Genomic DNA, 14,416 nt, shown 5'->3' with positions numbered 1-14,416 from the left:
CGGGCCCGACGGGACTTGAACCCGCGACCTCCTGCGTGACAGGCAGGCGCGCTAAACCAAACTGCGCCACGAGCCCATAGTATTTTCAACCTCGACATCGAGAGACTTTTCATTTTTAGGCGGTTACGGTAGGTAGGCGGGACAGGACTTGAACCTGTGACCTACAGCTTGTAAGGCTGTCGCTCTAGCCACCTGAGCTACCCGCCCAGAATTTTTCAATCTCGAAATCGAGACCTCCAATAGCATTATTAAGTATACCACAGAGTTTGGTGTTTGTCAAGAAAAAATCGTATTTTTTTGAAAAAAACGAAAAAGAATGACTTTTTTCAAAAAAGTGTTTTTTCAGGCACTCTTTGCGGATGCGTCTTAAGTTACTATAACCCAATTCCGGTAAAATTATTCACGAGGTTTGTCGTTTCCGCCGTAAGGTCGTTCACCACGCACAAGCACCTTCCTTGGATTATCTTCCAAGGCGAGTTCATCAATACTATGGTAACCGAGCGTCATACTCATCCGCGTTCTATCTGTGCGGTTAATCCCCGCCGAGTGAATTATCATGCTATCAATCGCGAGCAAACCTCCGGCGGGCATCGGTAACGGAATGGCTTGACTCGCCGCGATTTTCTGAAGTGTATCATCACTGAGACTCGCGAACGCAGGCAAATGATGTGAGCCAGGGACGACCCGTGTACAGCCGTTCTCTAAGTTTGTGTCCTCGAGATAGATGAGAACAGTTGCAATTGTCCGAGACCAATGGCGGACATCTCGATGCAACTCAAGCGAATGCGATGAACCCGCGTCTCTCAGATAGACGTGATTGTGACGATTCAGCACAAATTCTATATTCGGACCCAATAATGATTCCAACGGATTGAGAATCTCGTCACAAGTAACCGTTTCTTGGAAGATGCCCCCACGCTGCCAAACAGCAGAGATTCGGATAATTCTACCGTCTTGTCGGGCAACAGGTTCCACGCCTTCTTCCATGTCTTTCAGTGCAGCAGCTTTAAGTGCCTCCACATGGTCTTTAGAGAGTCGCGTCGGAAATCTGATAAAGCCGTTGTGGCGAAACAACTGGATTTCTTGGGGTGTCAATTCCATCGGTGCACCTTACCTTGCTATTTTAAAGTCAACTATAAGATGTTAGTTTAACGTGAATTGAGAAGGGAGTCAATAAAGAAATGTATTCGTAGGGTTTCGTTGAAAGCAGGACAATTATACCTTGATAGCGCAATTTGGTAACGAAAGACGGGAATATTTCGTTTGTTTTATAGGACATAAGATAAAAATTGAAGCGGAACACAATCGTGTCAGAGGAGAAAAATAATGAAAATATGGTGTTCTTGCCTGCTAATCCTTTCTGGAGCGGTATTATCCGGATGTGTAATGTCCGGTTACGAAGAGGCTGCATCGCGTCATCGCGCATATACCAACGGACAAACGCATGCGACTGCCGCTGAATGGCGTAGGCTTATTTCAGACTTTCAGGAAGTTATTGATACAGATGCCCAAGGTCCGTCAGCTGATGACGCACAATACGCGATCGCTTCCAGTTGGGTCTGGAGCATCAAAGCCGGCGCTACTGAAGCACCACAGCAGGCGATTGAAGCCTTCCAAAAACTGATCCGTAACTATCCTAAGTCGCGGTATGTCCCACAAGCACATTACTGGTTGGGACGTTGCTATGCCTATATCGGGGATGATTACCAAGCCATCACGCAATACCAGATTGTGGAGAGTCGCTATGCCGGTTCTGAAATATCAGATCCCGCCCAATTAGAACTGGCACGTGTATATCTAAGACAAGGTTACGTCACACGCGCTGAGACGCTCTATGGGAATCTTATCAATTCTTCAACAGATCGGAAAATTGTTGCTGCTGCCACGACGGAACTACGCCCTCTCAAAACGCAACCCTTCAAAATACAACGAAGCCCGGTAGTATCGCCGCCCGAAAGGGTCGTTCAAGCTCAAAAGCGTTCTGAACCTAACCGGAAACCTATATCACCCATTAAGCCTCAACCGAAACTTACGTCACCAATCAAACCTCAACCGAAACCTACGTCACCAACTCCTGGTCCGAAGAAACCTTTGGTTCCTGAATCACTGACGCGCGAATTCGGATTAACTGCAAAAACGATTGTTATTGACCCCGGTCATGGCGGCAAAGATCCAGGTGCATTGGGTAAGGGGACCTTACAAGAGAAAGCTATTGTTCTCAGTATCTCGGAAAGGCTTCGCAGGCTTCTAACGCAAAAAGGCTACACTGTCCTGATGACACGTGATACCAATCGTTACATTCCGCTCAAAGAACGTACAGCGTTTGCAACGCAACACAAAGCGGATCTCTTTCTGAGCATTCATGCGAACGCCAGTGTAAACCGTAAAGCAAAAGGTATCGAAACCTACTATCTGAGTGTCACCAGTACGGACAAAGCCTCAGAAGCAATTGCAGCGCGAGAGAATGCAGACTCCGGCTACAGTATTCAAGAGCTGGAGACGCTGCTGAAAGGAATCATACAGGAAAGCAAAAGCGAAGATAGTAAGCGATTGGCAAGGCACGTGCAACAATCATTGGTACAAGCGACAGGCGCGATTGACCGCGGCGTCAAACACGCACGGTTTGTCGTTCTTATCGGAACAAACGTCCCAGCTATCCTCATCGAGACCGGATTTGTATCGAATCCAACGGAAGGACATAAACTCACAACACGGGCGTATCAACATAAAATCGCCACTGCCATCGCACAAGGCATCGATATGTTTTTGGGGAAGACCGAGGGAATGCCTCTTGTTAAGAGTGGAAACCCCAAAATTGCCGCTACAAATGCTGAGAAGAACAGGTAGGGGGTGGTCAATGACGTTTTTTTTAGCAAGTTCCCAAACCCAGCGGCACGTCCGAAAAGAATCGGGGAAATACCCAAGCAAAAACACCGCTCCCATAGTGGAAGGCAGAACGAGTGTCCATCGTCTAAAAATTTTGCTCGTATGTGTGCTTTTCTGGGGTATCGGTGGCAGATTGTGATTGTCTTACCGTCAGTCACATCCGGAGTGCCAGCGGGCGAGGTTCAGTATGCTCGTTCTGTCGCGAAGCGATTCAGTCGAATGCTCAGTATCATCGGTTTCACCGCCGACACCCTTGAAGATTCATCACTCTCTAAGGCGCGACTGAAATCCCTTAAGTTGATTGTTCTTCCATTGAACGACGTGGTATCAACACAGACGACGAACCTCTTGAAAAAATTCGTTGCGGATGGTGGTAAACTTTTCGTGACCTATAACTTGGCGGATACGGTGGCACCACTTTTGGGTTTGCAGCAAACGGATTGGCGAAAAGAGGAATCCCCTGGACAGTTTGCATCGATTGCGTTGAACACGCCCGAAATACCTGATATGCCGACATCTATTAGACAGGCATCGTGGAACATTACAGTCGCAGCGCCGACAACGCCAGAAACGAAAGTTATCGGGTATTGGCACAATATAGCAGGAGAATCGACTGGTTTGCCTGCTCTCTTTCTGGGCAAAGCGGGTGTATTTTTCAGCCACATTTTTCTTCCAGATGACATCCTAACCAAGACGCGAATGCTTGCCGCGCTCTTGGGGCATCTCGTTCCAGAATTTCAGCGTCCGCTTGCCAAGCGATCTATAGAAATGATGACCTCTGTTGGACATACGGATGGACTTAAGGCGTTGGCTACATTTGTCGGAGAAAGCGGTGTGTCAGGAGCAGTAGACGCTTTGGAAACAGGAAAACATTTGATGGAGAAGGCGCGCGCCGAGTATAATAGTAAGACTTACACTGCAGCGATAACGACAGCACGCGCAAGTCGAGAAGCGTTTTCAAAAGCCTATTTTTTCTCGCAGAGTAGCCTTGAAACCGAGGGACGTGCCGTGTGGAATCATTCTGGGCTCGGTGCCTACCCCGGTGATTGGGACAGATCTGCCAAAGAGTTAGCAGCGGCAGGCGTGAACATGATTCTCCCGAACATGGCGTGGGCAGGGGTAGCGCATTATGCCAGTAAAATCTTACCACAGAGCAAAACCTTCACGCGATATGGAGACCAGTTATCACAATGCGTTACAGCAGCACGCAAGTATGGTTTAGAAGTGCACGTGTGGAAGATTACGTGGAATTTGGAGGGAGCACCGAAAGAGTTCATTGAGAAAATACGGAAAGAGGGACGAACCCAAGTCTCCGCCACCGGAAATCCACTGAATTGGCTCTGTCCATCACACCCGAAAAACATCCAGTTGGAATTAGAGAGCATATTGGAAATTGTAGCGAATTACGATGTAGATGGTATCCATCTGGATTATATACGTTATCCGGGTAGCCATGCGTGTTACTGTGAGGAGTGCCGTAAAAGATTCACGCTTGCAACACGACAGCAGATTGACGAATGGCCCGCCTCAGTTTTGCCAAAGAGTAGCACTCACAGCGAGAAATATATTGAGTGGAGATCGCAGCAAATTACCCGTTTGGTTCGCTTGCTACACAAACGGCTACGAGAGGCGAACCCGGACATCAAACTTTCTACAGCCGTCTTTGGAGCATATCCAGCGTGTGTCACTTCTATCGGACAGGACTGGATAGCGTGGGCAAAAGCGGGTTATGTCGATTTCGTGTGTCCAATGAATTATACAGAAGATACAGGCTATTTTACAGAGTTATTAACCAACCAACTCGCCTTGATGCCTAAAGAGGTAGCCATTTATCCCGGTATTGGCGCGACTGCCACGAATTCGCTGCTGACACCAGATGCGGTGATTGAGCAGATTTATCACTCGCGTTCCTTAGGGGCTTCAGGATGGACAATTTTTGACTATTCCCTTGACATTTCTGAGACTGTATTACCAGCACTCGGAATGGGTGTCGGGAAATCTAAAGCACAACCGTCGCATGTTTCTTCTCGTCTGAATCAGGATTTGCAGGATTAATGGATTTTCAGGATAAGAAAGATTCGCACGAGGTTCCCCAAGTTAACGAAGTCTCGTATTTTCATTTCACCCTAAAAATCCACTTGCACATCGCTGTGAAGTCGTGTAAACTAAATTGAAGGCAGGCATTTTTCGCAACGTAGTTTCTAAGTGTATACGAGGGTAAAGGAGATTTCATGGATCTCAATAAAGATAGACTTAAGATTGTCTATGACCGGGAGGCAGATGTACTCTATGTAACAAAGGGGGCACCAGAGCACACTGACTATGTTGAATATACCGAAGACGTTATTCTGCGTTTCCATCCCGAGACAAAACAACTGGTGGGTTTCACGCTCATTGATTTTTCTGAGCACTTCGCTCAAAAGGACGCAGACATCGCCCTGCCTTTCGGTGCGGATTTTCATGCAGATGCTGTGCCGCGTACTTAAAATATTCTAAATACAGGTCATAGAGATCTACTTCCCCATAGAAGATTAAAGGAGGTTTTTTGAATTAATGGCTCAAAAACCGAATATTCTATTTTTGATGAGCGATGAGCATAGTCCGCATGCCATAGGATGTGAAGGCAATGACATTGTCCAAACACCCAACCTTGACCAGATCGCTAAATCTGGCACTTATTTTGAGAGTGCCTACTGCCAAGTACCGCTCTGCACGCCCTCCCGGATGTGTATGCTAACCGGAAAATACGCACACCGATGTTCAGCATGGAATAATGGGTCTGTCCTGTTTCCTGAACATCTCACGATGCCTGCGCATTTTGGACAGCACGGTTATGCGACCGCACTCGTTGGGAAAATGCATTTCGGCGGAAAAGAGCAAAACAACGGTTTCCAGTCTCGACCTTACGGCGACTTACGCGGATATGCCGGACACCAAACCGATCCGTTGGAGACCCCATCTGGCAAGCGACCCCGCACACGATTCGCTGGGATTACCGAAATTCCGACCAGCATGCTCCAAGAACGGGTTATCAATACGGAAACACTTGAATACTTGAGATCGCAACCATCGGAGCAGCCGTGGTTCCTGCTGGCAAGTTATAGCCGCCCCCATTTCCCGCTTACAGCCCCTAAACGACTCTTCGATAAATATTGGCCCGATAATGTCGATATGCCCAACGTTCCAGAGGGGCACTTGGAGCAGACACACCGGTTCGCGAAAGGTTTACGGGACAACTTCAAAACAGATGAAATCCCACCTGAAGAAGCGCGTAAGGCGCGCGCGGCGTACTACGCCTGTTGCGAATTCCTTGACGAGACCGTCGGAGATCTGCTCACGCTTTTGGAACGGGACGGTTTATTGGATAACACCATCATTGTTTATACGACCGATCACGGTGAAATGGCGGGAGAGCACGGACAGTGGTGGAAATCAAGCTACTACGAAGCAGCCGCACGGGTGCCATTAATCGTATCCGACAGACATCTACCGCAATCACACGGAGAGCGAGTAACTGCCCCTGTCGAACTAAATGACCTTTTCCCAACGCTATGTTCCAGAGCGGGTATTCCTATCCCTGAAGATTTAGATGGCGCGGATTTGACAAATCTTATGTCGGGGAACACGAAAGAGTGGCGTAACACTGCAATCACCGAATACTGGTCGAACCAGACGACGGGACCGATGCGTATGCTCCGAACCCCTCGCTATAAATACGTCGCCTTCCCTGAAGACGAATCCATTCTCTTCGATTTAGAAACAGACCCGAATGAATTTGAGAACCTCGCAGGTCAAGCAGCGTCCCAGGAATTGGAGGCATCTCTCCATGAACACCTCATGGATGGATTCTCATGGGAGTCCGTTAAGGAACAGATGGCTGTGGATAAAGAGCGAAGCCAAGATTTCAAAGAGCCGTGGGGTAAAGGCACCCCGAATCAGTATACACTACCTGATGGACGTGTTGTCGATGCGGAAACCTGTCTTTATCGTCCTTCAGTAAGAGACGAAGGCTGATAGTGCTTTACGGAAAAATCGGAGCGCAAACCCAAGCGTTAAAAAACCAAAAAATTCGGTTCCCTGCCATCCTCGTAGGACTGCTTTTGATAGGGGCGATGTGTGCGATCACCCCCTACAACAACTATTTCCTACAAAATACGAAGATCGCAGGCAATCATCTCCCAGTTGGTTCCATCTTTGGGCTCCTCATTTTGGTGTTCCTCGTCAATGTGCCGTTGCGTAAGTTGATGCGAAATGGGCGTTTCGCCTTCTCTGCACTCGAATTAACCGTTGTCTGGATGATGCTAATCGTTGCGGTCGGCATTCCGTCAATGGGTTTATTGCAGTTTCTGCTTCCGTCTCTTGTTGCGCTGCAGTACTTTGCGACGACGGAAAACGATTGGTCAGAAACACTCCATCCGCATGTCCCTGAATGGCTCGTCGTCACGGAACCTCATGCTGTAATAGACTTCTATGAAGGGATTTCCCCCGGTGAAAGCGTTCCGTGGATGCTATGGCTGAAGCCGCTACTTGTCTGGGGTCTCTTTGTTCTGGTCTTCTATTTCACGACTCTCTGCCTTTCCACAATTCTCCGTAAGCAATGGGTAGAACGCGAGCGGTTTTCGTTCCCTTTAATTCAGATTCCGATACAACTCGCTGCTGAACCGGCGCGCGGCACACTCCTCAACACCTTTTTCAAAAACAGGCTCCTTTGGGCAGGAATGATACTGCCGGTGGTGTTGCACCTTATCAATGGATTGCATGCGCATTTTCCGAGGGTGCCAGAGATTCCACTTATCTACAATATCTACACCGTCTTCACCGAGAAACCGTGGTATACACTCGGATGGTGGCCCGCGATGCGGTTCGTCATCTATTTTTCGGTCATCGGGATCGCCTCCTTACTCACGCTTGAGGTATCATTTAGCCTCTGGTTCTTCTACCTCTTTTTCAAACTCCAATATATCATCATGAATGCGATCGGACTGAGCATCGGTCCGTGGATTAGTTGTAGCCGTCAAGTGATGGGCGGTTATCTCGTTTTTGTTCCAGCGGTTTTCTGGATAGGTCGTGAACACATCAGAGATGTTTTTAGGAAAACGTTTGGTCTCGGACACGCAAGGACGAGCCACGCCACTGTGGAAGGACAACCGATAGACGATTCAAACGAACCTGTCTCGTATCGCGTGGCGCTGCTTGGGTTTCTCATAGGATTCATGGTTCTTGTCGTGTTTCTGGTCGTCGTGGGTGTAACAACGTGGGTTGCGATCGTGACGCTGCTCTCTATCTTTATCACATCAATCGTTTTGTCTTGGATGGTAGTCAACGGGGGTCTGTTGCTGGTGCAGGCTCCATTTTTCCCTTCGGAATACATTGATATTACTTTGGGTTCCAACGCATTAGGGCATAAGAGTCTTGCGATCCTGAGTTTCCAACGGACTTTCCTGCGCGATTGGGGCGAATTCATGATGCCGAACTTTCTGCACAGTTTCAAGGCGGCAGATGAAGTAAAACTCGTCCGTCGCCGTGTTATGCCGATTTTGTGGGTTTCAATTGTTGTAGCACTCCTTGTTTCTGTTTACGCTTCGTTGACACTGATTTATGACAAAGGTGCCCTGTTTTTACAGAGTTGGTCTTTCGTGGTTGCGCCGCGGAACTATTTTCAACGAATGAGCAGTCTCATCCAATTCCCTATCGAGACGAAGTGGGACGAGGTGTACAGTATGATTGCTGGTGCCGGATTTACAGGCTTTATGCTCTGGATGCGGCAGAATTTTGTCTGGTGGTCCCTACATCCGATCGGCTATCTGTTGGGGGCAACCTACCCACCGTTTCACCTCTGGTCGTCAATTTTGATTGGATGGTTCATTAAGTATATGGCACTCAAGTTTGGCGGTGCCTCAACGTATAGGAAGATTCGACCTGTCGCCTTCGGTTTGATTTTCGGTGAATACGTGATGGTAGGGTTGTGGATGATAGTTGGGTTTTTCACAGGCATCGGTTATTTTGCGTTGCCGTCGTGACCTATAGGTGCGCTTGAAAACTGTGCCATAGGTGTTAATTTCGTCTGAATCTCGGCTTACACGGATTACGCAGATTTGGGAGTCTTCTGTGAACGAAGCCTTTGGTAATGCCGGATTTTACTCGGTGTGTCGAAGGCTTATGATTGAGTAGGGTTTCTAAAGGAGGGCATTATGGCATCTAATCCATCCGATCTTGCAACTACATGGAAAGCGTGTGCGAAAACCCGACATACTGTTGTTGGGATTCGGACGTGGCATGTCAATCTGAATCCTCGTGCCATGCCCAGTTTAGGGTTTGCCAAGGGACAGTGGCAGGAACCGACGACTCAGGCAGTACATGTCGATTGGCGCGGTCCCTTTGCGGCACAGGCAGGCGCGTTAATCGTAGAAATTACCACTGATAAGGGTTTGAAAGGATACGGTCTTGGCGGCGGGGGACTTGCTGGCGCGCTAATTATTGAGAAACACCTTCAGAACTTCGTCGTCGGACGCGATCCGCTTGATGTTGAGGAGATTTGGGAACGTCTGTATCATATCACTTCAATTTATGGACGACGCGGTTTGGTTATTTATGTCTTGAGTGGCATAGAACTCGCGCTTGTTGATTTATGTGGAAAGATCGTAGACGCGCCTGTCTATGGTCTTATTACGGATACGCCGTCCCTCAAAATGCCCGCCTATGCCACCGGTGCCGATGTTGGCTATTACGCAGAGAACGGGTTTACTGCTTGCAAGCTACCGATCCGTAATGGACTCGCTGAAGGTGAAGATGGATTTACGGAAAATGTCGAACTGATACACGAGGCACGAGACGCAGTCGGAACGGAAACAGAATTGATGGCAGACATCTATCTCCGTTGGGATGTGGACTACACGTTCCGTTTCGCTGATGCTGCTGTCGGTGCTCGCCTCAAATGGATTGAAGAACCCATTCCGCTTGACGACTATGCAGGCATGGCGCAATTGGTCCGTGAAATTCAACCGGCTTGGGTTGTCTCCGGTGAACATGAGTTCACACGATACGGATTTCGGGAGTTGCTGCGTTGGAAAGCGGCAGATATGATTCAACCGGACATCAGTTGGGCGGGTGGTTTCACGGAATGTTTACGCATCGCCCGTGAAGCCGCTGAGCTGGACATTCCGACATGGCTCCACCAAGCAGGGACACCCTGGGGCTTGCATCTCACTGCCTGTCTTCCAATGCCATGTATGGCAGAGACCTTCGGTCCTTCCAGAGACGGCGTTGAGAACGAATTGTATCGCCGCTTGCGACCTGTGCCGCACGATGGATTTTTCACCCTCAACGATGCACCCGGTTTCGGTGTAGATTTGGACGAAGCGTTGTTAGATGCTTATACAGTTGATCGACTGTAGAAGGGCTGCAGCAGACACGGCTTGAAACCCATATTACACATGTACTTCTGATTGCTTTTCCTTCATCCGTTTGACGGCATCTAATTTTGTTTGTTGCCAGTCGGTCCAGTCTTTCTGTCCTTCGTAGCGGACGACATCGTGAATCGTTGCGCGGGGTTGATAGGTAATGTAGTTTCCTGTGTGCCAAGCGAGATTCCGATACACCATGAAGTCTCCCGGTCCCAGATGCACTTGAACCGCACCCGGAAACTGCCGACAGTGCTCTAAACAGTATCGCTCGGCTTCAGCGCTGGATTGACCTTCAGCGGGTTTTCGCAGCTTCGGATCCTTTGTTGATTGTTCTTCGCCGGGCAAATCCCATTGGCGTAGATGGCTACCCGGAACGAACCACGTACAGGAATCCGCGTAAATCGCACAGTTGACCTGATTGAAGTGACGCAGGTCGTACCAGACTTCCGCTAACTTTGCGTTGACAATCTCATCACGTGCTTCGAGAGGGACCTCGACAACGCCGTCCCGGTGCCAACCGATATGCCACGGATATTCGAGCGGCTCAACGAGGAGTCCCATGATGTCAACGTGTCCGTGCGTATAATCAGGACCGAGCAATTTTTCGATAGCGTCTCGGAGTTCGGGTAACTCCGTGTAGTCGTAGAAGGGTTTCAGGTCCAGTTCATCGCCGTAATTGGATAACGGTTGAATCCGTTGGGTCTGTGGCCCATTGAGTTTGTGTGCCAGATCTCGGGCTTTTTCTGCCTCTTGGCGCAGATCACTGAGCAACGATGGTGGAACGATCCCTCGAAGGATAAGATACCCCTCCGAGAGGTATTCATTGACCATAGAATCTTGAAATTGAAATGCCATTGTCCTTCCCAATACAAACAGAGTCTATGTGCTTGTTAGCGTTTGCTACGTTTTGAAGTTCGATTTCACTATAGAGGCGATCTCTTCTTAGACTGTCACGCCACGCCATTCATCCTTCGCGCCTGTAATATCGACGACATTTCCATCAGGATCGGCAACCTTAAAAGAGCGTTCCGGCGGTTTGTTATCGTCGATGTCATCCCCTTTTTTCACATTATCCATGATTAACTCAAAACCGCCATCTCGAAGGGTGTTGTAGATTTTCGCTAAATCTTCAACAATGATACCGAAATGGATAAACTCTGTCCCTTCCTCAAACGGTGGACGTTCCGTGCCGTTGTACTGAAGAATCGTCATGTTCAGCGTGCCGTCCGAGAGATCTAATCCACTGCGTCCCCGATACCCAACAAACGCAAAACCGATGGTTTCATAAAAACGACGCGAGGTTTCCATATCCTTCGTCCGCAGCGCGATATGTCTCAAAAATGCCATTGTACTTGCTCCCTTTTGGTGAGATGAAGTGAATTCGTCAAAGACGTATTGAAATTTCGCTCTATTTTATGATAAAACCTATTCAGTGTCAATAAACGATCACTGACTTCTCTTGACAAAAACCCGTGTGTGTATATAATGAAAGAAATTCGATGAAGTTCACGAGGGATTTTAAATGCGTCCTCACGGTCCCAATCTGCTCTATATCCATTCCGACCAGCATGACCCTTATGTAACCGGTTGTTACGGCGACCCGTTGGTGCAGACCCCTCATCTTGATAGCCTCGCCGCCGAAGGGGTGGTGTTTGAAAACGTCTACTGCCCGTCTCCGATCTGTGTGCCATCCCGGATGTCAATGTTGAGTGGACGCTACCCGCATGAGAACGCGGTCTGGACTAACAGCCATATCCTCGATTCCAGTATTCCTACTTTTGCCCATGCGATGGGAGCGGCGGGCTATAACCCTGTGCTTATCGGACGAATGCATGCACTCGGACCCGATCAACTGCACGGATATGCTGAACGCCTCGTCGGGGATCACGGTCCGAATTATCATGGTGGAGGTGGTGTCGATCACGGCGAACTCTCCGGCACAGCAGGCCCGGCTCGCGTAAGTCTCGAAAAATCCGGGGCAGGGCAGAGTGCCTATCAGGTGCACGATGAGGATGTGACTGCTGCGACAGTTGATTACCTCAATCGCCTCGGTGTCCAAAAACGTGCAGGTCTTTTAGACGCTCCATTTTCGATTTCTGTTGGGTTCATGCTGCCGCATCAACCTTTCGTTGCCCGTCAAGAGGATTATCGGCTGTATGAAGCGCAGATGACGATGCCCGAAAATCCTGAACCTTTCTCAGAGGCGTTACATCCCTACTTTCGGTGGTGGCGTGAAAAGTGTGGTATTGTTGAAGTTTCGGATGCTGAGATTCTTCGCGCACGCACGGCGTATTGGGCGTTGGTAACCCGAATGGACGTGATGATTGGGCAGATCTTGACAGCACTCCGAGAAAATGGGTTAGATGAAGACACCCTAATTCTTTATAGCTCAGATCACGGCGAACAGGTCGGTGAACACGGACTCTGGTGGAAACAGACGTTTTATGAACATTCCGTGAAAGTCCCGACGATTTTATCGTGGCGCGGTGCTTTACCGGAAGGTGTCCGTTGCAATCGGGTTGTCAGTTCGCTTGATTTGAACGCGACGATGCTTGATGCACTCGGTGCACCAGCCTTACCATATTCCCGCGGCCGCAGCACCTTACCACTTCTCCGCGGTGATGATAGACACTGGGAGGATATCGCCTTCTCTGAATATTGTACCAACGACGGGTGCTATCATCGCATGGTCCGGGAGGGTGAATGGAAAGTGAATTACTATCACGGGCAACCGCCACAACTTTTCAATTTGAACGACGATCCAAACGAATTGCAAGACCGAACGAACGATCCGGCATGCCGAGACATTTTGGCACATTTGACACAAAAAGTATTGGACGGTTGGGACCCTGATTCGGTTGCCGCGCAAATAGCAGCGAAACAAGCCGATACGCAACTTCTCGGTAAGTGGGGACGGAACATACAACCTGCAGACCAGTACCGTTGGAATCTGCTACCAGAAATGGATTATCTAAAAAAATGAAAAATCTTAAACTTGTCGCTGGATACCTTATGAACGATCAATTATTCGTCAAATCTGTTAAGACCGCAAAACACCTTGATTGGCTCAAGCAATTAGATCCTGAGGAGCTTGTGGAGTTCTTCTCGGAATTGCTCAAACTGGTAACACAGATCTCGGATGGGAAAAAAGATGCCGAGGCACTTTCAATTTTTCTCTCCGAATGGTGTGAAACCGCGTTGCTCAATTCAGAACAGGAAATTTTAGAAGATATTCTTGAAGCAGAAAGGGAATTGGCTGCTGGTGGTGGAAAATCTTGGTCTCTGATAAAGAAGGAGATCGGGCTGTGAATCATCAGCGATACACGCTTGAACCACTGCCAACTAAAGTTGAAAATTTTATCCGACGATTAGACAGAGAGACACAAAATCGAATTAATTCTGCTTTTGAGTACATCAGGAGTTCTCCGTTTCAGCACGAAAATCCGACAACGATTAAAAAACTGCGTGGAAAGAAGAAAGGGTTCTATCGCTACCGAGTAGGATCTATCCGTTTCATTTACCGCGTTGACAGAAGCAAGCGGTTCATCCGAATTGTGCAAATTGACAATCGTGGTGATATTTTTTGATCATCAACCTTTCATGTAACAGGAGATACGATATGGCAAACAGTCCTATTCTCAAAGGTGAGCCTTTTAGCGAAGAGAAAACGGCACAGATTGCCGAGCAATTCTTCCGTGATGGGTTCGTTTATATTCCGGGTGTATTGACTGAAGGTGAGGTTACTGCACTCCGCGAGAAAAGCGATGAACTTTTCGCGGATCCACAACTCGCTGAAATAACGAACCCCGACCTCGCAGACGTCAGATACATTCAGATGGGTGCACATGCTGACTCCCAGGAACCGTTACCCTTCATTCTACGAAACACGATTGAACTTGATGCCATCTTCCGGGATATGCTTCTTCGTGAACCGATTCTGAGCTTGGCAGAAGCGATTGTTGGCGACAACTGCAAGTTTTGTGGGCAGAATGTGCTTCGGAATCTTCCTGGACTCTCGATTGACCGGTGGCATGTTGACGGCTCGGTTCACTTTCCCGTTACCGAGAAAATGCCGCACCACGATCCGCGTCTGCGTATGCCTGTAATGTGGTTCACCGTCCAGATGG

General features: G+C 48.6%; 14 protein-coding genes and 2 tRNA genes. 11 read left to right on the top strand and 5 right to left on the bottom strand.

The annotated features are described in order from the left end of the window. From J4G07_19035 to J4G07_19025, 3 genes are all read right to left on the bottom strand, one after another. Positions 1-76: transfer RNA gene (locus J4G07_19035), tRNA-Asp, on the bottom strand. Positions 77-133: 57 nt separating this feature from the next. Continuing rightward, positions 134-207, bottom strand: a tRNA-Val gene (locus J4G07_19030). 189 nt (positions 208-396) lie between these two features. Further along, a complete protein-coding gene (locus tag J4G07_19025; GenBank protein ID MCE2416082.1) occupies positions 397-1,101 on the bottom strand; it encodes a phytanoyl-CoA dioxygenase family protein in 705 nt (234 codons plus the stop codon). A gap of 225 nt (positions 1,102-1,326) precedes the next feature. Between J4G07_19025 and J4G07_19020 the strand changes: the two genes are divergently transcribed. The 7 genes from J4G07_19020 to J4G07_18990 all read left to right on the top strand — a co-directional run bounded on the left by J4G07_19020 (position 1,327) and on the right by J4G07_18990 (position 10,280). Further along, positions 1,327-2,847, top strand: a complete 1,521-nt coding sequence (locus J4G07_19020; GenBank protein MCE2416081.1) for an N-acetylmuramoyl-L-alanine amidase — start codon at positions 1,327-1,329, stop codon at positions 2,845-2,847. Positions 2,848-2,857: 10 nt separating this feature from the next. Further along, positions 2,858-3,025 (top strand): hypothetical protein, encoded by a 168-nt coding sequence (locus J4G07_19015; GenBank protein ID MCE2416080.1) that lies wholly within the window; start codon positions 2,858-2,860, stop codon positions 3,023-3,025. Further along, positions 3,022-4,941 (top strand): family 10 glycosylhydrolase, encoded by a 1,920-nt coding sequence (locus J4G07_19010; protein MCE2416079.1) that lies wholly within the window; start codon positions 3,022-3,024, stop codon positions 4,939-4,941. Before J4G07_19015 ends, J4G07_19010 begins: the two co-directional genes overlap by 4 nt. 176 nt (positions 4,942-5,117) lie before the next feature. After that, complete coding sequence (locus J4G07_19005) at positions 5,118-5,372, top strand: DUF2283 domain-containing protein (GenBank protein ID MCE2416078.1); 255 nt, start codon at positions 5,118-5,120, stop codon at positions 5,370-5,372. Positions 5,373-5,439: 67 nt separating this feature from the next. Continuing rightward, the gene (locus J4G07_19000) at positions 5,440-6,900 is read left to right on the top strand and encodes a sulfatase-like hydrolase/transferase (protein MCE2416077.1); all 1,461 of its coding nucleotides are present in this window, start codon (positions 5,440-5,442) and stop codon (positions 6,898-6,900) included. Positions 6,901-6,902: 2 nt separating this feature from the next. Then, entirely contained in the window at positions 6,903-8,906 is a 2,004-nt protein-coding gene (locus tag J4G07_18995; GenBank protein ID MCE2416076.1) for a hypothetical protein, read from the top strand. A 171-nt stretch (positions 8,907-9,077) separates the two neighbouring features. Further along, positions 9,078-10,280 (top strand): hypothetical protein, encoded by a 1,203-nt coding sequence (locus J4G07_18990; protein MCE2416075.1) that lies wholly within the window; start codon positions 9,078-9,080, stop codon positions 10,278-10,280. Between the two features lie 33 nt (positions 10,281-10,313). Here the strand turns inward: J4G07_18990 and J4G07_18985 are convergent, their stop codons facing one another. Then, positions 10,314-11,144 carry a phytanoyl-CoA dioxygenase family protein gene (locus tag J4G07_18985; GenBank protein MCE2416074.1) on the bottom strand — a complete coding sequence of 277 codons (831 nt, stop codon included), beginning with the start codon at positions 11,142-11,144 and terminating at the stop codon, positions 10,314-10,316. 87 nt (positions 11,145-11,231) lie between these two features. Beyond that, on the bottom strand, positions 11,232-11,636 hold the full coding sequence (locus J4G07_18980) for a VOC family protein (protein ID MCE2416073.1): 405 nt from the start codon (positions 11,634-11,636) through the stop codon (positions 11,232-11,234). A gap of 175 nt (positions 11,637-11,811) precedes the next feature. Between J4G07_18980 and J4G07_18975 the strand changes: the two genes are divergently transcribed. The 4 genes from J4G07_18975 to J4G07_18960 all read left to right on the top strand — a co-directional run. Then, entirely contained in the window at positions 11,812-13,272 is a 1,461-nt protein-coding gene (locus J4G07_18975) for a sulfatase-like hydrolase/transferase (GenBank protein ID MCE2416072.1), read from the top strand. After that, positions 13,269-13,598: a hypothetical protein gene (locus J4G07_18970; GenBank protein MCE2416071.1), complete on the top strand. Its 330-nt coding sequence runs from the start codon at positions 13,269-13,271 to the stop codon at positions 13,596-13,598. Before J4G07_18975 ends, J4G07_18970 begins: the two co-directional genes overlap by 4 nt. Beyond that, the gene (locus J4G07_18965; GenBank protein ID MCE2416070.1) at positions 13,595-13,876 is read left to right on the top strand and encodes a hypothetical protein; all 282 of its coding nucleotides are present in this window, start codon (positions 13,595-13,597) and stop codon (positions 13,874-13,876) included. Before J4G07_18970 ends, J4G07_18965 begins: the two co-directional genes overlap by 4 nt. A gap of 32 nt (positions 13,877-13,908) precedes the next feature. Beyond that, on the top strand, positions 13,909-14,416 hold a 508-nt coding region (locus tag J4G07_18960), incomplete at its 3' end, for a hypothetical protein (GenBank protein ID MCE2416069.1).

It is taken from the genome of Candidatus Poribacteria bacterium, from assembly GCA_021295715.1.
Taxonomy (GTDB): Bacteria; Poribacteria; WGA-4E; order WGA-4E; family WGA-3G; genus WGA-3G.
The sequence above is the reverse complement of the archived record's forward strand: the minus strand, read 5'-3'. Positions and strand labels throughout refer to the sequence as shown.